Annotated in this window: 17 protein-coding genes; 5 read left to right on the top strand and 12 right to left on the bottom strand. The window is 60.4% G+C overall.

The features are described from left to right. Nucleotides 1–23: 23 nt before the first annotated feature. The 4 genes from HBO23_RS23345 to HBO23_RS23330 all read right to left on the bottom strand — a co-directional run bounded on the left by HBO23_RS23345 (nucleotide 24) and on the right by HBO23_RS23330 (nucleotide 6464). Nucleotides 24–1343 carry an MFS transporter gene (locus HBO23_RS23345; protein ID WP_017139777.1) on the bottom strand — a complete coding sequence of 440 codons (1320 nt, stop codon included), beginning with the start codon at nucleotides 1341–1343 and terminating at the stop codon, nucleotides 24–26. Nucleotides 1344–1620: 277 nt separating this feature from the next. Beyond that, nucleotides 1621–2946 carry a sigma-54 dependent transcriptional regulator gene (locus HBO23_RS23340; protein WP_099549377.1) on the bottom strand — a complete coding sequence of 442 codons (1326 nt, stop codon included), beginning with the start codon at nucleotides 2944–2946 and terminating at the stop codon, nucleotides 1621–1623. Next, a complete protein-coding gene (locus HBO23_RS23335) occupies nucleotides 2940–4706 on the bottom strand; it encodes an ATP-binding protein (protein ID WP_017139779.1) in 1767 nt (588 codons plus the stop codon). The genes HBO23_RS23340 and HBO23_RS23335 overlap by 7 nt, the downstream gene beginning before the upstream one ends. A gap of 234 nt (nucleotides 4707–4940) precedes the next feature. Then, on the bottom strand, nucleotides 4941–6464 hold the full coding sequence (locus tag HBO23_RS23330; RefSeq protein WP_010208051.1) for a fumarate hydratase: 1524 nt from the start codon (nucleotides 6462–6464) through the stop codon (nucleotides 4941–4943). A 217-nt stretch (nucleotides 6465–6681) separates the two neighbouring features. Between HBO23_RS23330 and HBO23_RS23325 the strand changes: the two genes are divergently transcribed. Together HBO23_RS23325 and HBO23_RS23320 are read left to right on the top strand one after the other, a co-directional pair. Then, entirely contained in the window at nucleotides 6682–7614 is a 933-nt protein-coding gene (locus HBO23_RS23325; RefSeq protein ID WP_170039915.1) for an iron-sulfur-binding ferredoxin reductase, read from the top strand. Between the two features lie 30 nt (nucleotides 7615–7644). After that, nucleotides 7645–8394, top strand: a complete 750-nt coding sequence (locus tag HBO23_RS23320; protein ID WP_170039913.1) for an enoyl-CoA hydratase-related protein — start codon at nucleotides 7645–7647, stop codon at nucleotides 8392–8394. A 161-nt stretch (nucleotides 8395–8555) separates the two neighbouring features. Here HBO23_RS23320 and pyk read toward each other — a convergent pair whose 3' ends face one another. Further along, nucleotides 8556–10007, bottom strand: coding sequence for a pyruvate kinase (pyk, locus tag HBO23_RS23315; protein ID WP_017139781.1), 1452 nt, complete (start codon nucleotides 10005–10007; stop codon nucleotides 8556–8558). Between the two features lie 175 nt (nucleotides 10008–10182). Between pyk and HBO23_RS23310 the strand changes: the two genes are divergently transcribed. Next, a complete protein-coding gene (locus HBO23_RS23310) occupies nucleotides 10183–10557 on the top strand; it encodes a hypothetical protein (protein ID WP_017139782.1) in 375 nt (124 codons plus the stop codon). A 226-nt stretch (nucleotides 10558–10783) separates the two neighbouring features. Beyond that, the gene (locus HBO23_RS23305) at nucleotides 10784–11143 is read left to right on the top strand and encodes a PilZ domain-containing protein (RefSeq protein WP_026013902.1); all 360 of its coding nucleotides are present in this window, start codon (nucleotides 10784–10786) and stop codon (nucleotides 11141–11143) included. A 62-nt stretch (nucleotides 11144–11205) separates the two neighbouring features. On the opposite strand, the gene HBO23_RS23300 is transcribed toward HBO23_RS23305, so the two are convergent. The 6 genes from HBO23_RS23300 to HBO23_RS23275 are packed head-to-tail and all read right to left on the bottom strand — an operon-like array spanning nucleotide 11206 to nucleotide 17873. Next, entirely contained in the window at nucleotides 11206–12537 is a 1332-nt protein-coding gene (locus tag HBO23_RS23300) for a DUF58 domain-containing protein (RefSeq protein ID WP_170039911.1), read from the bottom strand. 7 nt (nucleotides 12538–12544) lie between these two features. Beyond that, nucleotides 12545–13540, bottom strand: a complete 996-nt coding sequence (locus tag HBO23_RS23295; RefSeq protein ID WP_170039909.1) for a MoxR family ATPase — start codon at nucleotides 13538–13540, stop codon at nucleotides 12545–12547. Then, on the bottom strand, nucleotides 13537–14694 hold the full coding sequence (locus HBO23_RS23290; RefSeq protein ID WP_099549382.1) for a DUF4350 domain-containing protein: 1158 nt from the start codon (nucleotides 14692–14694) through the stop codon (nucleotides 13537–13539). The genes HBO23_RS23295 and HBO23_RS23290 overlap by 4 nt, the downstream gene beginning before the upstream one ends. Continuing rightward, nucleotides 14691–16217: a DUF4129 domain-containing protein gene (locus tag HBO23_RS23285; protein WP_170039907.1), complete on the bottom strand. Its 1527-nt coding sequence runs from the start codon at nucleotides 16215–16217 to the stop codon at nucleotides 14691–14693. Before HBO23_RS23285 ends, HBO23_RS23290 begins: the two co-directional genes overlap by 4 nt. Beyond that, nucleotides 16204–17184, bottom strand: a complete 981-nt coding sequence (locus HBO23_RS23280) for a stage II sporulation protein M (RefSeq protein ID WP_017139788.1) — start codon at nucleotides 17182–17184, stop codon at nucleotides 16204–16206. The genes HBO23_RS23285 and HBO23_RS23280 overlap by 14 nt, the downstream gene beginning before the upstream one ends. Then, entirely contained in the window at nucleotides 17181–17873 is a 693-nt protein-coding gene (locus HBO23_RS23275) for an RDD family protein (RefSeq protein ID WP_017139789.1), read from the bottom strand. The genes HBO23_RS23280 and HBO23_RS23275 overlap by 4 nt, the downstream gene beginning before the upstream one ends. Nucleotides 17874–18038: 165 nt before the next feature. Between HBO23_RS23275 and sbcB the strand changes: the two genes are divergently transcribed. After that, nucleotides 18039–19466, top strand: coding sequence for an exodeoxyribonuclease I (sbcB, locus tag HBO23_RS23270; RefSeq protein ID WP_099549385.1), 1428 nt, complete (start codon nucleotides 18039–18041; stop codon nucleotides 19464–19466). Nucleotides 19467–19556: 90 nt separating this feature from the next. On the opposite strand, the gene mvaT is transcribed toward sbcB, so the two are convergent. After that, nucleotides 19557–19931 (bottom strand): histone-like nucleoid-structuring protein MvaT, encoded by a 375-nt coding sequence (gene mvaT, locus HBO23_RS23265; protein WP_005790963.1) that lies wholly within the window; start codon nucleotides 19929–19931, stop codon nucleotides 19557–19559. Between the last annotated feature and the right edge of the window lie 148 nt (nucleotides 19932–20079).

Raw genomic sequence — 20079 nt, 5'->3', positions numbered from 1 at the left:
ACATTTTTTACCGCGCTAAACCCTTAGTCGGTGGTGATACGCGAGTGTTTACGGGTGTCTTTCATGGTCACGTAAACCACCAGCGACACCGCGATACACGCGGTCACATACCAGTAGTAACCCGTCTCCATGCCGATGTTCTTGAACCACAGCGCAATCACTTCAGCCGTACCGCCGAAGATCGACACGGTCAGCGCATACGGCAGGCCCACGCCCAGCGCACGGATCTCGGTTGGGAACAGTTCAGCTTTCACCACCGCGTTGATCGAGGTATAGCCGCTGACGATGATCAGCGCCGCCATGATCAGGAAAAACGCACCCCACCAGCTTTGGATAGTGTGCAGGGTGGTGAGGATCGGTACGGTGAACAGCGTGCCGAGGATGCCGAAGGCGATCAGGATCGGCCGGCGGCCAACCTTGTCCGACAGCCCGCCAACCAGCGGTTGCAGGCACATGAACAGGAACAGTGTGGCGGCCGAAATGGTGGTGGAGTCGGAGATGCTCATGCCGACCGTGTTCACCAGGTATTTCTGCATGTAGGTGGTGTAGGTGTAGAAGGCCAGGGTGCCGCCCATGGTCAGGCCGACCACGGTCATCACTTCCTTGGGGTGACGCATCAAGGTGCGCATTGCGCTTTCCTTGGCTTTTTCCTTTTTGGTGAACGACTCGGTTTCTTCCATGCCACGACGCAGGAACAACGCGACCACTGCGCACAGCGCGCCGATGGCGAACGGGATGCGCCAGCCCCAGGCATACAGCTGCTCGGTGGTCAGGGTTTGTTGCAACACGATCAACACGGCAAGGGCGATGAGCTGGCCGGAGATCAGGGTCACGTACTGGAAGCTGGAGAAGAAACCGCGACGCTCCTTGGTCGCCATCTCACTCAGGTAAGTGGCCGAGGTGCCGTACTCGCCACCGACCGACAGGCCCTGAAGCAAACGTGCAAACACCAGCAGGATCGGCGCGCCGATACCGATGGTGTCGTAGCCCGGCGTCAGCGCGATCAGCAGCGAGCCGAAGCACATCAGCAATACCGAGAACATCAGCGCAGCCTTGCGCCCTTTGTAGTCGGCATACAGGCCCATCAGCCAGCCACCGATCGGGCGCATGATAAAGCCCACGGCAAAGATGGCAGCGGTGTTCATCAACTGAGCGGTGGAGTCACCGGCGGGGAAGAAGGTCTTTGCGAAGTACAGCGAGAAAGCGGCGTAGACGTACCAGTCGTACCATTCGACCATATTGCCGACGGAGCCACTGAAGATCGATTTGATACGGCTGGTAGTGGTGCGCTCTTTAGCCGGCGCAGCCGCCGACCCCAGAGGCAGGGCGTTGGAGTTATCCATTGAAGGATCCTTCATCTAGTTGTTTTTATGGAGCCGCACGAACGCAGCCTGGTTTGGGCTATAGCAGGAGCTGTGCCAAACAGATGAAGGCCCGGAATAGAAGGGTTACAAGATTTTTTTGAGCGGAAAGTCGCTGATGATTATTGGGTGGTGAGCGGAAATCCGCTTATGGCTGCTGGCCTCATCGCAGGCAAGCCAGCTCCCACAGGAATGCGCATTCCAACTGTGGGAGCTGGCTTGCCTGCGATAGCGTCTTCGAAAACGCCATCGAAAATAGCTAAAGAAACATCTCCCGCACCAACCCATGCCGCTGCATCTTTTCATTCAAGGTACGGCGCGGCAGTTGCAGCTCGGCCAACACCGCCTTGATATCGCCTTTGTGCCGCGTCAACGCAGCCTTGAGGCAATGCGCTTCGAACGCTTCCTGTTGCGCCGCCAGGGATTGCCCGGCCTCGACGCCTTCCGGCTCAGGTTCACCCAGGCCCAGCACTTGGCGTTCGGCGACGTTGGCCAGCTCGCGCACATTGCCCGGCCAGTCGTGGCTGAGCAGGCGCCCCAGTTGCGCGCCGCTCAACGGCTCGACGTTGCGGCCCAGGCGCTCGGCGGCGCTTTGGGCGAAGTGGTCGAACAACAGCGGGATATCTTCGCGGCGCTCACGCAACGGCGGCAGGCGCAGTTGTGCGACGTTCAAACGGTACGCCAGGTCTTCGCGAAACCGCCCGGCGCGGGCCTCTTCGAGCAAGTCGGGCTTGGTGGCGGCAATGATGCGCAAGTCCACATGGATACTTTGGTTGGAGCCCAGCCGCTCCAGTTTTTGCTCTTGCAGCACCCGCAACAATTTGACCTGCTGGGCCAGCGGCATGCTTTCGATTTCATCCAGGAACAGCGTGCCGCCGTGGGCATATTCCAGCTTGCCGATGCGCTTGCCCTGGGCGCCGGTGAACGCGCCGCTTTCGTGGCCGAACAGCTCGGCTTCAAACAGCTGCTCGGGGATGGCCGCGCAGTTGAGCGCGACAAACGGCTTTTTTGCCCGTGGGCCAAAATCATGCAGGCAACGGGCGACCAGTTCCTTGCCGCTGCCGGTTTCGCCACGGATCAGCACATTGACCGGCAAGCTGGCCAGGTCCAGCACTTGCCGGCGCAGGGTCTGCAAACCGCGAGACACGCCGAGCAGGCTCGATTCCAGCTGCGCCCGATGGTCGGCCTGTTGATGCAGGCGACGGTTCTCCAGGATCAACCCGCGTTTATCCAAGGCGCGGCGCAGGCTGTTGAGCAGTGCGTCCGGGCTGAAGGGTTTTTCCAGAAAGTCGTAGGCACCGTCGCGCATGGCTTCCACGGCCATCGGTACATCGCCATGGCCGGTGAGCAAGATCACCGGTAAGTCGGCGTCACGCCGCTGCACTTCGGCCAGCAGCTCCAGGCCGCTGAGGCCGGGCATGCGCACGTCGCTCAAAATGACGCCAGGAAAGTCTTTGGGCAGCTGTGCCAGGCATTCTTCGGCGCGACTGAACAACTGCACTTCGAATCCCGACAGGCTCAACCACTGCTCGACGGCGGTGCGAATACTCGCCTCGTCATCCACCACAATCACTGCGTTCAACATAGGTCGGGTGTCTCCAGCGCGATAGGCAAGGTCAGGGTAAATACCGCGCCGTCGCCACGGTTACCGGCGAGCAGGCGCCCACCCAGTTCATGCACGATGGCATAGGACACGGCCAACCCCAAGCCAAGGCCGTCGCCCACGGGTTTGGTGGTGAAAAATGGATCGAACACGCTGTTCAAATGGGCTTCGGCAATCCCGCCGCCGCTGTCGCTGACGCTCAGTTGCCACAGCTGTTGGTCGGCGTGCAGGCGGATTTCCAGGCGTTTGCGCGGTTTGTCGGCCATGGCGTCCAGCGCATTGCGTAGCAGGTTGATCAGCACTTGCTCCAGGCGGATTGCGTCACCGCGCACCCAGGCGGGGCGGCTCAGGTCCAGCACCACACCAATGCTTTCATCGCGCAGGCGGGCGTCGAGCAGGTGCAAGGATTGGTCGACCACCGTGGCCAAATCCAGCCGTTCGCGCAGGCCGCTGGGGCTCTTGCGGGCGAAGGTCTTAAGGTGGCTGGTGAGCGCCGCCATGCGCGTGAGCATGTCGTCCAGCGGGGTGAGCGCCTTATAGGCATCGTCCACGCGGCCGTGATCGAGCAGCAGGCGCAAGGTCGCCAATTGCATGCGCTGGGTGGTCAGCGGCTGATTGATCTCATGGGCGAGGGCAGCGGACATTTGCCCCAAGGCCGCCAGCTTGGCCGACTGCACCAGGCCATCCTGCGCGGTGCGCAACGCCTGGGTGCGTTCTTCGACAAGCTGTTCAAGCTCCTCGCGGCTGCGTTGGCGCAAACGGGCCAGGCGCCAGCGTTGGTTCAGGAACAGCAGCAGGAACACCAGCGCCAGCCATGAACCGGCGGCGGCAAGGCCAGCGTTGCGTTGGTCTTCAAAGGCGAATTGCGGTTTGCGCAGCAAGTGCAAGGTCCAGCCTTCGGCTTTCAGCGGCAGGGATTCCCAGATGTAATTGGCGTTGCCGTCGGGGCCGTTGACACGCATCAGATGGCTGTTTTCGTCAAAACGCTGCAATGTCTGGGTGTCCAGCGGCTGCAGCTGTTTTTTGTCGTATTGGCGAGTTGCCTTGAGTTCGGCAAGGTCGCTCGCCGACAACGGACGCAAGTTGCGGAAACGCCAGCCCGGCTGATTGGCGATAAACACGATGCCACGCGCATCGCTGACCAGCAGCAGGTCATTACCTTGGGCCCATTCGCGCTCAAGTTCGGGGAACTCCAGCTTCACCACCATGGCGCCGAGGAACTGTTCGTGCTCATCGACCACGGCGCTGGAGAGGAAATAACCCGGAATGCCGGTGGTCACCCCCACCGCATAAAAACGCCCGGTTCCCTGGCTCAAGGTCTGGCTGAAATACGGGCGAAACGCGTAGTTGTGCCCGACATAACTGCTGGGCAGGTTCCAGTTGCTGGCGGCCACGGCCAGACCGTTACGGTCCATCAATTCCAGAGTGGAAGACTGCGCGGCACCGTTGATGCGTTCCAGCTTGCGGTTGAGCAAGTCCTGGGTGGCGGTGTCCAGCGGGGCTTTAAGGGCGCTGATCATTTCCGAATCCAGCGCCAGTACGGCGGGCAGGGCACGGTAACGTTCAATCAGGGTATGCAGTGAGTTGGCATAGAGCGCCAGTTGTTGATTGGCGCGAGCGGCGTCATCCACCAAGGCCTGGCGTTCGGCATGGCGGGTGGCCAAGGCGGCGGCCAGCACGGCGCCGGCGATGATCAACAGCGAGTAGAAAGTCAGTCGCAGGGGGCGAGGGATCACGATCATACGGTGATGAACAGGCGCGGTAAGGGGCAAGCACCATAGCATGAGCCGCCGCAAACTTGTGGCACGTGGAATTTCTGTGGGAGCTGGCTTGCCTGCGATAGCTTCACCTCGGTGCAACTGAAAAACCGCGGTGAAGCCATCGCAGGCAAGCCAGCTCCCACATGACCGAGTTCGCCATAAAAAAGGCGACTGGGCCGTGGGGCCGCAGTCGCCTTTTTCCTTGCAGGGAAGTGCTTACTGCACTTCGACCGCCAGGCTTTCACTGATCTTCTTCTGCCAGATGGCAGGACCGGTGATGTGTACGGATTCGCCCTTGCTGTCCACCGCAACGGTGACCGGCATGTCTTTGACGTCGAACTCGTAGATCGCTTCCATGCCCAGTTCGGCAAATGCGACAACGCGCGACTTCTTGATGGCTTGCGCCACCAGGTAAGCTGCGCCGCCCACGGCCATCAGGTACACGGCCTTGTGGTCCTTGATCGCTTCGATCGCAGTCGGGCCGCGCTCGGATTTGCCGATCATGCCCAACAGGCCGGTTTGCTCGAGGATCTGACGGGTGAACTTGTCCATCCGCGTGGCCGTGGTCGGGCCAGCCGGGCCAACCACTTCTTCGCGCACCGGATCAACTGGGCCGACGTAGTAGATAAAGCGACCCTTGAGGTCCACCGGCAGGGTTTCGCCCTTGTTGAGCATCTCGACCATACGCTTGTGAGCAGCGTCGCGGCCGGTGAGCATCTTGCCGTTGAGCAACACGGTTTCGCCCGGCTTCCAGCTTTGTACTTCTTCCGGGGTCAGGGTGTCGAGGTTGACGCGGCGGGCCGACGGGCCGGCTTCCCAGACGATTTCCGGGTAGGCGTCCAGCGGTGGTGCTTCCAGCGATGCCGGGCCTGAACCATCGAGCACAAAGTGTGCATGACGGGTGGCGGCGCAGTTGGGGATCATGCACACCGGCAGCGAGGCTGCGTGGGTCGGGTAGTCCATGATTTTCACGTCGAGCACGGTGGTCAGGCCACCCAGGCCCTGGGCGCCGATGCCCAGTTGGTTGACCTTCTCGAACAACTCCAGGCGCATCTCTTCGATACGGTTCTGCGGGCCGCGCTTTTTCAGCTCGTGAATGTCGATGGACTCCATCAACACTTCCTTGGCCATTACCGCAGCTTTCTCGGCGGTGCCGCCGATGCCGATGCCGAGCATGCCCGGTGGGCACCAGCCGGCGCCCATGGTCGGAACGGTCTTGAGCACCCAGTCGACGATCGAGTCGGACGGGTTGAGCATGGCCATTTTCGACTTGTTCTCGGAACCGCCGCCCTTGGCTGCCACGTCCACTTCCACGGTGTTACCCGGGACGATGGAGTAGTGGATTACGGCCGGAGTGTTGTCCTTGGTGTTTTTACGCGCACCGGCCGGGTCGGCCAGGATGGAAGCACGCAGGACGTTCTCCGGCAGGTTGTAGGCGCGACGCACGCCTTCGTTGATCATGTCGTCCAGGCCCATGGTGGCGCCGTCCCAACGCACGTCCATGCCCACGCGCACGAACACGGTAACAATACCGGTGTCCTGGCAGATCGGGCGATGGCCGGTGGCGCACATGCGCGAGTTGATCAGGATCTGGGCGATGGAGTCACGGGCTGCCGGCGATTCTTCACGCAGGTAGGCTTCGTGCATGGCCTGGATGAAGTCAACGGGGTGGTAGTAGGAAATGAATTGCAGGGCGTCGGCAACGCTCTGAATCAGGTCGTCTTGCTTGATCACGGTCATGAGTCGCGCTCCTCTATAAGGGAACATTCAATAAAGGTGGCTTCAGTGTTGCATCGGTCGGCTGAAACCACCTTTCCAAGGCACGCCACAGTGGTGCAAGGCGCGACGCTAAAAAGGCGCGGCAGTATAACCCGACGCGGTGGCCGATACACCCGACTATGGTCAAACTGTCGCAGGCATGATTCCCTGTGCCGGTCCCTTCTGATTGAGCCTTTATATGCCTGAACTGCACGTCGGCGAACGCCACTGGTCGGTAGCCACCGGCAGCAACCTGCTGGATGCCTTGAATCTGGCGGGTGTGGCTGTGCCCTACAGTTGCCGGGCGGGCAGTTGCCATGCGTGCCTGGTGCGTTGCCGGGGTGAGGTCGATGATAAGCAACCCGATGCCCTGAGCCCGGCGCAGCGCCAGGACGGTTGGCGTTTGGCTTGCCAGTGTGAAGTTGTCGCAGATTTACAGGTTGAAGCATTTGACCCACTGCACGATGGTTTGCCCGCGCAAGTGGTGGGCGTCGACTGGTTGAGCCCCGAGGTACTGCGCCTGCGCCTGCAACCTGAACGTGGCTTGCGTTATCGGGCCGGGCAACATCTGGTGCTGTGGGCAGGTCAGGTAGCGCGCCCGTATTCGTTGGCCAGCTTGCCGCAGGAAGACCCGTTTTTGGAGTTTCACCTCGATTGCCGCCTGCCCGGCGAATTCAGCGATATTGCTCGGCAATTACAGGTGGGCGACAGCCTGCGCCTCGGCGAATTACGTGGCGGGGCACTGCAATACGATCCTGACTGGCAATCGCGGCCGCTGTGGCTGCTGGCATCCGGCACGGGGCTTGGGCCGTTATGGGGCGTGCTGCGCGAGGCACTGCGCCAGGATCACCAAGGCGCCATCCGCCTGATTCACCTGGCCCATGATGCCGATGGGCATTATCTGGCCGAACCCTTGGCGCAATTGGCCGCGCTGCACGCGAACCTGACTGTGGAACTGTGGACGGCGGCTGAGTCGGCCCAGGCATTGGCGCAACTGCGGCTTGTTTCGCGGCAAACTCTGGCCTTACTCTGCGGGCACCCCGCCAATGTCGAAGCGTTTTCCAAACGCCTGTTCCTGGCGGGGTTGCCGCGCAATCAACTGCTGGCTGATATGTTCCTGCCGCGTGGTTGAGCGCTGACTTTTCCAGCCGCGAGATTCGCCATGACCGACGCCATCCTGCTGCAACGCGAAGGCGGGCTGCTGACCCTGCAGCTCAATCGCCCCGACAAGAAAAACGCCCTGACCCGCGCCATGTACACCCAACTGGCCAAGGCGTTGGAGCAGGCTGATGCGGACTCAGGTATCCGTGCGGTGCTGATCCAGGGCAGCAATGAGTGTTTTACCGCCGGCAACGACATAGCCGACTTCCTCGAACAGCCGCCCGGTGATCTGGACAGCCCGCCGTTTCACTTCATGAAAAGCCTGCTCAACTGCCGCAAGCCGGTGATCGCGGCGGTGGCGGGTGCGGCGGTCGGCATCGGTACGACCCTGTTGCTGCATTGCGATCTCGTCTATATCAGTCGCGATGCGCGCTTGCGCATGCCTTTCGTCAACCTGGGGCTGTGCCCGGAGTTTGGCTCCAGCCTGATCCTGCCCCGGCTGCTGGGGCATGCGAAAGCGGCTGAACTGTTGCTGTTGGGCGAAGGCTTTACCGGCGAGCAGGCGGCGGCGTGGGGCATTGCTACTGAGGCGATGGGTAGCGGTGAAGCGGCGCTGGTCAAGGCGCGGGAAGTTGCGCAGCGCTTTGAAACCCTGGCGCCGGGAGCGGTGCAGGTCAGCAAACAGTTGATGAAAAGTGTCGACCGTGAACAGTTGCGGCAGGTGATTGAGGTCGAGGGGGCGTTGTTTGTGCAGCGTTTGAAGTCACCGGAGGCGATTGCGGCGTTGTCGGGGTTTATTGCCCGGCGTTGATGACGCCATCGCAGGCAAGCCAGCTCCCACAGTTGACCGCATTCCAATGTGGGAGCTGGCTTGCCTGCGATGAGGCCCTTTGATTCAACAGGTTCCCAGGCCTTTAAATACAAAAAGCCCCGCCATTCACATGGCGGGGCTTTTGTTTTTTAGCGTGTCACTCAGAACTGCGGGTCGCCCACGTGCAGGATCTTCATGCCATTGGTGCCACCGGTGGTGTGGTAGCTGTCGCCCTTGGTCAGGATGACCCAGTCGCCTTTCTCTACGACGCCACGCTTGACCAGTTCGTCGATTGCCTTCTGGCTCACTTCGTTAGGGGCCAACGAAGCTGGATCGAACGGAATGGTGTACACGCCACGGAACAACGCTGCGCGGGCCTGGGCTTCGCGGTGCGGGGTGAACGCGTAGATCGGTACCGACGAACGGATACGCGACATGATCAGCGGGGTGTAGCCACTTTCGGTCAGGGCAATGATCGCCTTGACGCCCGGGAAGTGGTTGGCGGTGTACATGGCCGCCAGGGCGATGCTCTGGTCGCAGCTTTCGAACACTTTGCCGATGCGGTGGCTGGAGGTCTTGCTGGTCGGGTGCTTTTCGGCACCGACGCAGATACGCGCCATGGCCTGTACGGCTTCCAGCGGGTAAGGGCCGGCAGCACTTTCAGCCGAGAGCATCACGGCGTCGGTGTAGTCGAGCACGGCGTTGGCCACGTCGGACACTTCGGCACGGGTTGGCATCGGGTTCTGGATCATCGACTCCATCATCTGGGTCGCTACGATCACGGCCTTGTTGTGACGGCGTGCGTGCAGGATGATCTTCTTCTGGATACCGATCAGCTCGGCGTCACCGATTTCCACGCCCAGGTCGCCACGGGCAACCATCACAGCGTCGGATGCATTGATCAAGGCATCGAGGGTTTCGTCATCGGCCACGGCTTCGGCACGTTCGATCTTCGCCACCAGCCAGGCAGTACCGCCGGCTTCGTCGCGCAGCTTACGGGCGTATTCCATGTCGGCAGCGTCGCGCGGGAAGGACACGGCGAGGTAGTCCACTTCCATTTCGGCGGCGAGCTTGATGTCGGCCTTGTCTTTCTCAGTCAGGGCCGGCGCCGTCAGGCCACCGCCGCGACGGTTGATGCCTTTGTGATCGGACAACGGGCCACCGATGATCACGGTGCAGTTCAGCTCCGTCGAGGTGGCCGTGTCGACGCGCATCACCACGCGGCCGTCGTCCAGCAGCAGTTCGTCGCCGACGCCGCAGTCCTTGACCAGGTCCGGGTAGTCGATACCGACGACTTCCTGGTTGCCTTCGGTCAGCGAATGGCTGGTGGAGAAGGTGAACTTGTCACCGATCTTCAGCTCAATGCGCTTGTTGGCGAATTTGGCGATACGAATTTTCGGGCCTTGCAGGTCACCCAGCAGTGCCACAAAGCGGCCGTGCTTGGCGGCCAGGTCACGCACCAGCTTGGCGCGAGCCTTGTGCTCGTCCGGGGTGCCGTGGGAGAAGTTCAGACGGGCAACGTCCAAACCAGCCAGAATCAGCTGTTCGAGGACTTCCGGCGAGTTACTGGCCGGGCCAAGGGTGGCGACGATTTTGGTACGACGGACGGACATGCACAGACTCCTGAGTTCAAGCGCTGGGGAAGGCTACTATGCTCTTTGGTTGTAGTCATTGTTCGTTTGCACTACTTATCGAAGATTCGCTTGTTTTCGCTCCAATTGAATAGATGAACATCCTTGAAGATTTTCGACGCGGGGTCGATACACTGCTCAAGACAGGAGAACCCCCATGCGAATTTTGCTCATTGCTGCCCTGGCCGTCAGTGTTGTCGGCTGTACCCGCTGGTCGATGGACCATCATTTGAACAACGCTTACCGCGCCTATGGGGTGGGTGACTGCGAGCGTGTCACCCTGGAGTTGTCCCAGGTAGACCGCGAGAGCCGTACCCGTCGGTATGTGCAACCGGAAGTTTCGATGCTGCGCGGGCAATGCCTGGAGCGCCAGAAGCTGTTCGTCGATGCGGTGCAAACCTACCAGTTCATCATCAATCAGTACCCGTCCAGCGAGTACGCCTATCGTGCCCGTGCTCGGCTCGACACCCTGCAGCAACTGGGCCATTACTCCGGCGCGAGTGTCGCGCAGCCACGGCCCGCATCACTTTGATGATATTTGTCATTCCATAGCTGGCCCGTCGCCAGTCTTAAGCTATTCTTTGAATGTCTGTTTGTACAAGTTTATGTTCAATCGGATGGATTGCTTGGGATTGGCAGTTGTAAGGCGATCAAGCGCACGCTGGATTCGCACCAATTTCCAGGGAGAGCGAACATTCAGTGTTCGTTCCGAATAACTGGCGCGGCCACTGATCTGGCCAATGGATGGCGATTTCATCATGTTTACCGACCGAAGGATTGAGCGGCATCAGCTGTCTGGTTTCTTGAAAGTGTTCAACCGGCTGACGGATAAGCCTATTGGCTACTTGGGGAACGTGTCCGAAGATGGGCTGATGTTGATCAGCCAATTACCCATGATGGTTGACGTGGCGTTTGAACTGCGTTTGAAAATCCCTCTGGCAGACGGTGATTTCCAGGCAATTGACCTCACTGCGATGTGCTTGTGGAGCCACGAAGATGTCAACCCGCAGCACTATGACTCAGGGTTTCGCGTGGTCGAAGCGCCTGAGGCATACGGGCACTTGATAAGTGCCTTGTATCATTACTTCACCTTTGATCCTCTGCAGGCTTCCGCCTAGGCGTTGCGCGCTGTCGACCCGGCTCGGACGTGGTTAGCCGAGCTTGTGGTCGTGTGCTTGAGTCATAAAACACCGGCCTTTTTCCAGCCCAGATAGCGCGTCACCAGTGCAGCCCCCAGCCCCGAAGGTGGCGTATCCAGCACCGACAAACCGTGGGCACTCAAGCGCTCATGCAGATCGTTTCTCTTGTTGAGATAGTCGACAGTCCCGCAGTAGGCCAGCGCTTCAGGCAAGGTTTGAACCGGGGCCTGGCGCAGTTGGTCGAGTATGTCTTCGCGCAGGCTGGCGACCAGCACCCGATGTTGCCGGCTGATGCGCTTAACGGCTGCGAGTAACTCCTCATCATCTTCATCGCGAAGATTGGTCACCACGATCACTAATGCCCGACGTTTCTGTCGGGCCAGTAATTGGCTGGCGGCGGCTGCATAATCGGCAGTGCGTCGGGTGGTGTCGAGGTCGTAAACGGCATTGAGTAATACGTTCAGTTGGCCGCTGCCTTTGACGGGTGCCAGGTAGCGTGGCTGGTCACAGGCAAAGGTGCACAGACCCACCGCATCGCCTTGGCGCAAGGCGACGTAACTGAGTAACAGGCAGGCATTGAGGGCGTGGTCGAAGTGAGCGAGCTCCGCGTCCTGGCTGCGCATGCGCCGGCCGCAATCGAGCATGAACACTATCTGCTGGTCGCGTTCGTCCTGATATTCCCGGGCGATGGGCGTGCGCTGGCGCGCGGTGGCCTTCCAGTCGATCTGTCGCAGGCTGTCGCCTTCGCGAAACTCGCGCAACTGATGAAACTCCAGCCCCAACCCGCGTCGTGGGTGCTGGCGAACCCCTAATTGGCTCAACCAACTGTCCACGCCCAGCAGTTGTGCGCCGTACAAACGGGCAAAGTCAGGGTAGACCCGCGTTGTATCCCGGGCTGCAACAAAACGCCTCGCAGACCACAACCCGAAAGGGCTGGGCAGGTGAATCTCACTGCGACTGAAACTGAAGTGGCCGCGCCGCAAGGGCCGCACTCGATAGCCCAGTTCGCTTTGTTGGCCCGGGAGAAGCTCGACGGACTGCGGCATATTCTCCACGCTCAGGCCGTCAGGTGCGTGGTCGAATACCTGCACGGTCAGCGGCTGCGGGTAGTCATGTTCAAGGGTCAGGCGTACCTCACCCCAGCGGCCCAGGGCCAGGCTGCCGGGCATCTGCCGTTGCACCCGTGGGCAGGGAAGGCGCCGCAGGCGCAGGGCGTCCAGCAGTGCCAATAGAAACAGCGCCAGCAGCAGGCCCCACGCCACTGAATGCAGCGTGTCGGGCACTTTGAGCTGGAGCGCCGTAGCCGCGCCCAAGAGGATGTTCAAACCCGAGAGGACGCCGAGCCAGATCAGCAGCAGACGAGTTGGCTTCATGGTCGAGTCATTGCCGAGGTGCCGAAATCTGGTCCAGCAGTTGCTTGAGCACCTGATCCACTTCCAGCCCGTCAATGTCCAATTCGGGGGTAATACGCACGCGATGGCGCAGCACCGCCAAGGCGCAGCCCTTGATATCGTCCGGGGTAACAAACTCGCCGCCGCGTAGCAAGGCCCGGGCGCGGGCGCCGCGAACCAGGGCGATGGAGGCACGCGGGCCTGCACCGATGGTCAGCCCCGGCCAACTGCGAGTGGCGCGGGCCAGGCGCACGGCGTAGTCGAGTACTTGCTCATCCAGCGGCAGTTCGCTGGCAATTTGCTGCAACTGCAACACGTCCTCTGCCTGCAGCACCGTGCGCAGTGGCTGCACATCCAGCATGTCGGCCCTGGAGGAGCGGGTGACTTCGCGGACCATCTCCAGCTCCTGCTGCGCATCGGGGTAGTCCATGCGTACTTTGAGCATGAACCGGTCCAGCTCGGCCTCGGGCAGGGGGTATGTGCCTTCCTGTTCGATGGGGTTCTGGGTCGCCAGCACCATGAACGGTTGGCCAATGGGCAGCGCTTCACCCTCGAGGGTGACTTGGCGTTCCTGCATGGCCTCAAGCAGGGCGGCCTGGGTCTTGGCGGGGGCGCGATTGATTTCATCGGCCAGCAACAGGTGGGTGAACAGCGGCCCCTTGCGCAGCTTGAACTGCTCACTGTGCAGGTCGTACACCGCGTGGCCGGTGACATCGCTGGGCATCAGGTCCGGGGTGAACTGAATACGTGCAAAGTTGCCACCAAAACAGCGTGCCAACGCGCGAACCAACAGGGTTTTGCCTAGGCCCGGTACACCTTCGAGCAGTATGTGGCCACCTGCGATCAATGCGGTCAGCACGTCGTCGATCACCTGGTCCTGGCCAATCACCGCCTTACGCAGTTCAACACGCAGAGCCTGTGCCTGCTGGCTGGCCTTTTGAAGGCTTTCGGCAGTCGGGGCGGTGGCTGATGGAAATTCGCTCATAGGGCATTCCTGAGGGTTTGCAGGCTCGCCACCTGACGGCTGAAATCGGCGCTGGTGAGCCGTTTTGCCGGGAGTGGGTCGAGGGCCTGGCGGATGACGTGGGAGGGTTGGCGCGTCAGGCGTTCGAGGACCTGCCATTGTTCGTCGCTGTCGAGGTGTTCAAAGCCTGGGTGGCGTCGTCGTGCAGCCCGCTGGATATCACGCTGCAAGGCGTGCAGCAGCGTGCCTTGGCCACTGCGGCGCAGCAGGAAGTCGGCACTGGCCTTCAAATGTTCCTGTAACTGGCGACGTGCCTTTGGCGCGGGCGCCTGGGTCGGCCCCTGGCGCATGCCGGCGTGCCAGAGTGCCAGGGCAATCAGTGCGCAGAGCGCCACTAACGCCTGGGGGAAGTTGCGCATTAGCAGGGTGAGCAGATCGTCTACGTCGCTGTTGAACAGCAGTGTTACATCCGTCCCCCGGTTGAGATACCACAACAGCCAGGCGTTATCGTGTTTGCCGATGCCTGGGGTTTTCCACAAGTCGCTGTCGGTTACAACCGTTACGGTGCCTTGACCGAAGTTGCGTTGCATCAAATGGCTGGACTTGCCGCTGTTGGCGGAGAACTGCGCCAGGTGTCTGGGGTCGGTGAGGTTGAAGTCGGTATCGAAGCTGAAATAGGCCGGGGCGGTCTCATTGTCGACGTAGAGCTTGGTCAGGTCCGGTACTTTCTTTTTGCGTGGGGAAGCAGGCTCGTCAAGGCCCTCGCTGAGTGTCTGGTGGAAGCCCAGCTGGTCCAGCAGCAGGTCGCCGCTTTTACCGGTTTCCTCATCCCAAAGCGCTTCGGCAACCAGCAGCAAATGGCCACCGGATTTTGCCCAGTCCAGCAGTTGCTCAGCCTGGCGCGGGGTCATGTTGCTGCGCTCGCCCAGCAATACCAGGCTATGCCCCTTGGCTGGCTGGTCGGCCAGGTGCTCAAGGCTGTTGGCGTGTTCCACGGCCAGGCCCTGCTGGCGCAGGAAGTATTCAGCCGCCAGGTAGGGGTTGGCGATGGCTTGTGGCGATGGGCCGCGATCGACTATTTCGTCGTAGGGGATCGCCTTGTGCCAAACATAAAGCCCACCTGCTCCAAGCACACAGGCCAGCAGCAGGCCGACCCACAGCATGGGGCGGTTCATTGGGCGGCTCCCGTACTGAACAGGGCGCGCCAATCGCGGCACAGTTGCTGTTGTACCAAAGCCGGCGGCAGGCGGTGGCCATAGGCGAGGTTTTGCCAGTGGTGTGTCAGTGCATCACTGAAGGCCAGTAGTTGTGGCTGTTGCAGTTGGTGGATGCGCTCCAGGACCTGGCCTTCGGTATCGGCGCTTTTCAGGGGCAGGTTGAAGTCGTGCAGCAGTCGGTTGAGCAGGCCGCGATACAGCAGGCCGAGAGCTTCCCTGGGGTGGGTGGACCACAGCTGTTCGGCGGTGCTGGCAATGTCGTCAGGCAAGGTCTCGCTGCCCAACGCCAGGCCGAACAATTGTGCAGGGGCCGCTTTGGCGGTTTTGGCTTTGGCTGGCCCGCGTCGACTGACGAAGGTGTGCAGCCACTCCCGATAGCGCCAGACAACTAGCGCGAGGCCAGTCGCCAGCAGGCCCAAGAGCAGTACCTCCAGGCCGAGGGCGGCGTTTTTGAAGGTATTGCTGTTGAATCCGTCCAGTAGCGCCTGAAGCCAGGCCGGAAGTTTACCGTCACCCTTTACCTTGTGTTGCGCGGCGTTTTTTTCGTTGCCAAAACGGTAGCGAGTGACGGTTTCCGGGTGCTTGAACGGGGGGCTGTCCAGCAGCGCCTTGATCGATTGGCTGGCGGCCTGGGTGGTGACTTGTTTGGCCGGTCCGGGCTCGTCCGCCATGACGGGGCGGCTGAATGGCACGAGCATCAGCCCAGCCACCAGCAGCAACGTTGCGACGCTGCTCAGGCGTTGGCGTAATCGGCGGAACACCAGTTCAAGGTCCCAGGCTTCCAGCACGGTGCGGCGGTTGAGGTACAGGCTGAAGCCGCAAGCGACATAAATGGGCTCCCAGAACACCAGAATCAGTGCGTAGAAGGCGTTACTCAAATGCTCCAGCCACAACCCTTCCGAGCCGCTTGCCAGTGCCAGCCGTTGCCAGTCCCAATCGAGTTCCAGTTGCTGCGGGATGAACAGGTAAAACAGTGCCATGCAACCGAACCACAGGCCGATTTCCATATGCACGCCAATGGTGGTCAGCCAGCGTGCGGCGCCGGCGTTGCGTTGCAGCAGCACCCCCAGGCGTATTTGACGGGCATTGCCATCCAGGCCTTCAAGCTGGCTCACCGGCATCACAAAGCTGCGGCTCAGGCTCAGTCGCCTCCAGGTCAGGCTGGCCAGCAGTTGGCCTTTGAGCAGGCGCGGCCACTGGCGCACAGCCTGCTTGAGGCTGGGTGTCTCGCCAAACAAGGCCTTGGAGAGGATGTACAGTGGCAAGCGGTCAAAGGCCGGTTTTAACCACCAGAACACAAACATGGCCATGGACGGGTATCGCCACAGCAGCACGGTCAGCAAAATGAATATCGGCAACGTCACCATTGCCCAACTGCTCATTAACAGCAGTCGATGTTCCTGGGCCATCAGTACGCCCAGGTCCATGGCTTCCCAGGAGGTGCGGGGCCGAATTACCACGCTGGCCTCACTCAGGCGCATGGTGAGTGCGTCCGGCAAGCGTGAGGTAGGCGGCAACCAGCAGCCACAGCCCGGCGCCCGTTGAGTATTTGATCCAGGGCGTGATCGTGGTGGAGGAAGACCAATAGGCTTCAATAAACGCCGCGATCAGCAGCAATAGCATGACGCCGCAAAGCATCCGCACGCTTGTGCGTGCCGCCAGCCGCAGGGATTCGCCGCGAGTCAGGTGCCCGGGAGCAATCACCGCCCAGCCCAATTGCAAGCCTGCCGCCCCGGCCAGGGCGATGGCCGTGAGTTCGAAAGCACCGTGGCCGATGACAAACGACCAGAAGGTCTGGCCATAGCCGATCTCGGTGAGGTGGCCGGAGATGGCGCCGATGATCAGGCCGTTGAAAATCAGAAAGAACACGCTGCCCAAACCAAATAGCAAACCGGCGGCAAAGGTCTGGAAGGCAATCCCGATGTTGTGCATCACGTAGTAGCCGAACATCATCCAGTCTTCACTGGAAGCGCGGTCGGCGGCACGCCCCAGGTGGCCAGCATCCGGGTCATACATGCTGTGCATTTCGGCGACCTGCGCGGGGCTCACGATGCTGTAGATAAGGTCTGGAAACAGGTAGACCAGCAACGCAACGCCCACCAGGCTGCCGAAGAACAGCACGCCGGCGATTAACACGAAACGCCATTGTTCGCGCACCAGGCGCGGGAAGCCCGCCAGGATGAAACCCAGTACATTCGCGCCCAATTGGCTGCGGTGGCGATACAACTGCTGGTGGCCCCGCAGCGCCAGTTGTTGCAGGGGATCTATCAGATAGCTGCTGTAGCCACGCTCCTGGGCCAGGGCGAGGTGCTGGCACAGGCGTCGATAATGGTGGGGGAAGTCAGACATATCGCTGGCCTTGGCCTTGCCTTGCTCCAACTGTATGAGTTGTGCGGTGAAGGCTTGCCACTGCGGCTGATGGCGGCTCTCGAACAGGCTCTGCTTCATGCTGGCCCCACTAAGCCGCGCGCCACGCCATTGAGTTGTTCTACCGCGCGAGCCGGCGATACGTGTAACGGCGTTGCCAGGATGGACGCCAGTTCGTGCACCCGATCGGCGGACAACTCACTTTGGCGTTCAGCGAAACCCAGTATGGCGCGTTGTTCGCTCAGCTCCAGCGTGAAGGGCAGGCGCAGGGCGGCGGCTTGAGGCACCTTGGGGCGCGCCAGTGGCTGTTCGCGGTAGACCACCAGGGTGCCCGCAGCGAGGTCGCCGAGCCGTTTGAAGTGAGGGTGTTGCAGGCAACTGATGGCGCCGAGGAAGTAGCCCAAAGGCAGCATGTCGACAAAGCGCAGCAGGTTGCGGATGAGTGAAGCTGGCCAGCCAATGGGTGTGCCGTCGTCCTGAATGACGCGCAAGCCCATGACCTGCTTGCCCGGAGAGCAGCCCTGGTTAAGGACTTCGAACAGCACCATGTACCACCAACTGATCAGGAACAGCAGCAGCGAGCCCAAGCCAATACCGATATTGCCAAGCAACGCCAGCGGCACGAGCAGGATACCCATGATCAGGCCGCGCAGTCCCAGGTCGAAAGCAAAAGCCAGTGCGCGTGGCATCAGGCCGGCCGGGCGCAAGGGCAAGTCTATGCCCTCGGGGGTCTCGATCGGGTAGTGGGTATCCAATGGAACTGATGGCATCGCGATCCTTGGCAGTGCGGGCGGCTTGAAGACACGGATGCTAGCAGTGTCGACGGTGGAAGCAACCTTTCAAGGTTTTGCTGGATGTTTGTACAGTAATCTATCGCTGGCCCCGAGTGCCTTGCAGCGCCTAGACTTTGTCGATCTTCAGCACAGGAACAGCCCGTGACTACCATTTTCTGGTACGACTATGAAACTACCGGCATCAACCCCCGCAGCGATCGCCCGTTGCAGGTTGCCGGTATTCGTACCGACCTCGAGCTCAACGAGGTCGGCCCGCCGGTCAACCTTTATTGCCAGCCAAGCGACGATATCCTGCCGCACCCGGCTGCCTGCGCCATAACCGGTATCACCCCTGGCATTCTGGCGGAAAAAGGCCTGGCCGAAGCCGACTTCATGACCCGCGTGCACGCCGAGCTGGCTGCGCCTGGAACCTGTGGTGCCGGTTACAACACGTTGCGCTTTGACGATGAAATGACGCGCTACAGCCTGTACCGCAACTTTTTTGATCCGTATGCCCGTGAGTGGCAGGGGGGCAATAGTCGTTGGGACTTGATCGATGTGGTTCGTACGGCTTACGCACTGCGCCCCGAAGGCATTGAGTGGCCGCAGCAGGACGGGCGTGTCACCCTCAAGCTGGAGCGTTTGACCCAAGCCAATGGCATCGACCATGGCCATGCTCACGATGCCCTGTCGGACGTGCGAGCCACCATAGCCCTGGCGCGGCTGATCCGCGACAAGCAGCCAAAGTTGTATGACTGGCTGTTTCAACTGCGCAGCAAGCAGCGGGTGATGGATCAGATCCGCCTGTTGCAGCCCATGGTGCATATTTCCGGGCGTTTCTCCGCCGAGCGTCATTACCTGGGTGTGGTACTGCCCCTGGCCTGGCACCCGCGCAATCGCAATGCGTTGATTGTCTGTGACCTTGGTCTCGACCCGCAGGGTTTGCTCGACCTGGACGCCGAAACCTTACGCCAGCGGCTTTACACGCGCCGTGATGAGTTGGCGCAAGGTGAGTTGCCAGTGCCGCTCAAGTTGTTGCATATCAACCGCTGCCCGGTGGTCGCGCCATTGAATGTGCTGCGCGCACAGGATCGCGAACGCCTGAACTTCGATATGGACGTGTGCCAGGCGCGGGCGCTGCGACTAACTGACGCACAGGAAGTTTGGCGCGACAAGTTGGCAGCCATTTATGCCGAGGAAGACTTTGCACCGAGCACAGACCCGGAGCAGCAGCTCTATGACGGTTTTATCGGTGACCGCGACCGACGGTTATGCGAACAAGTCCGTGTGGCTGAACCGTCACAGTTGGCACGTCAGCAGTGGCCTTTCGATGATCATCGATTGCCGGAATTATTATTCCGTTACCGTGCGCGTAACTTTCCTGACACCTTGGACAACGATGAGCAACAACGCTGGAAACTTTTCTGTCAGCAACGTTTGTCGAGCCCGGAGTGGGGCGCACCCAATACCCTGTTGGCATTTAAGCAGGCACGTGAGGAGTTGGCTGTTAGTGCTACAGCGTTTCAGCGCCAGGTGCTCGATGAATGGCAAGAGTATGCCGACTCTTTAGCCGCTCGCCTGGGCCTGTAGTCAGGCACTTGCAAAATATTCGGACAATAAAAAACGCCAGCAAGCTGGCGTTTTTATTGTGTTGCATATCAGGCAGAAGCCCGATCAGGCTTAGCCCAGCAGGGTAGCCCAACCTTCTACCACGTCGCCGCCCCACTTGGCTTTCCACTCTTTCAGAGTCTTGTGGTTGCCACCTTTGGTTTCAATCACTTCGCCGTTGTGCGGGTTTTTGTACTGCTTGACCTTGCGAGCACGCTTGGTGCCGGTAGTTTTCACAGCGCCACGTGGTGCTTTAACTTTGGATTCCGGATCCAGCAGCGCGATGATGTCACGCAGGGATTTGGAGTACTCACCCATCAGGGTGCGCAGTTTGCCTTCGAATTCCAGCTCGGTTTGCAGCTTGTCGTCTTGTGACAGGTTCTTCAAACGGGCTTGCAGTTCTTTGATAGCTTCTTCGGTGGCGCGGTATTCGTTGATCAGGGACATGTGGACTACCTTATGTAGAGCGCTGATTGACAGTGAGTGGCCTAATAATAGTCAGGCAATTTCCCCAAGTAAACATTTAAGAAGGCATTTATGTGAATTACGTTGAATGTTTGTGGCAATGCTATGCAATCGAGTTAATTAATAGGTG

The sequence above is a fragment of the Pseudomonas sp. WS 5532 genome (genome assembly GCF_012985445.1).
Lineage (GTDB): Bacteria > Pseudomonadota > Gammaproteobacteria > Pseudomonadales > Pseudomonadaceae > Aquipseudomonas > Aquipseudomonas edaphica.
This window is presented reverse-complemented; position numbering and strand designations above follow the sequence as displayed.

Bases quoted from the DNA above. Each gene is read 5' to 3' on its own strand.
- HBO23_RS23345 (WP_017139777.1), bottom strand. From the start codon at position 1,343: ATGGATAACTCCAACGCCCTGCCTCTGGGGTCGGCGGCTGCGCCGGCT.
- HBO23_RS23340 (WP_099549377.1), bottom strand. From the start codon at position 2,946: ATGTTGAACGCAGTGATTGTGGTGGATGACGAGGCGAGTATTCGCACC.
- HBO23_RS23335 (WP_017139779.1), bottom strand. From the start codon at position 4,706: ATGATCGTGATCCCTCGCCCCCTGCGACTGACTTTCTACTCGCTGTTG.
- HBO23_RS23330 (WP_010208051.1), bottom strand. From the start codon at position 6,464: ATGACCGTGATCAAGCAAGACGACCTGATTCAGAGCGTTGCCGACGCC.
- HBO23_RS23325 (WP_170039915.1), top strand. From the start codon at position 6,682: ATGCCTGAACTGCACGTCGGCGAACGCCACTGGTCGGTAGCCACCGGC.
- HBO23_RS23320 (WP_170039913.1), top strand. From the start codon at position 7,645: ATGACCGACGCCATCCTGCTGCAACGCGAAGGCGGGCTGCTGACCCTG.
- pyk (WP_017139781.1), bottom strand. From the start codon at position 10,007: ATGTCCGTCCGTCGTACCAAAATCGTCGCCACCCTTGGCCCGGCCAGT.
- HBO23_RS23310 (WP_017139782.1), top strand. From the start codon at position 10,183: ATGCGAATTTTGCTCATTGCTGCCCTGGCCGTCAGTGTTGTCGGCTGT.
- HBO23_RS23305 (WP_026013902.1), top strand. From the start codon at position 10,784: ATGTTTACCGACCGAAGGATTGAGCGGCATCAGCTGTCTGGTTTCTTG.
- HBO23_RS23300 (WP_170039911.1), bottom strand. From the start codon at position 12,537: ATGAAGCCAACTCGTCTGCTGCTGATCTGGCTCGGCGTCCTCTCGGGT.
- HBO23_RS23295 (WP_170039909.1), bottom strand. From the start codon at position 13,540: ATGAGCGAATTTCCATCAGCCACCGCCCCGACTGCCGAAAGCCTTCAA.
- HBO23_RS23290 (WP_099549382.1), bottom strand. From the start codon at position 14,694: ATGAACCGCCCCATGCTGTGGGTCGGCCTGCTGCTGGCCTGTGTGCTT.
- HBO23_RS23285 (WP_170039907.1), bottom strand. From the start codon at position 16,217: ATGCGCCTGAGTGAGGCCAGCGTGGTAATTCGGCCCCGCACCTCCTGG.
- HBO23_RS23280 (WP_017139788.1), bottom strand. From the start codon at position 17,184: ATGAAGCAGAGCCTGTTCGAGAGCCGCCATCAGCCGCAGTGGCAAGCC.
- HBO23_RS23275 (WP_017139789.1), bottom strand. From the start codon at position 17,873: ATGCCATCAGTTCCATTGGATACCCACTACCCGATCGAGACCCCCGAG.
- mvaT (WP_005790963.1), bottom strand. From the start codon at position 19,931: ATGTCCCTGATCAACGAATACCGCGCCACCGAAGAAGCTATCAAAGAA.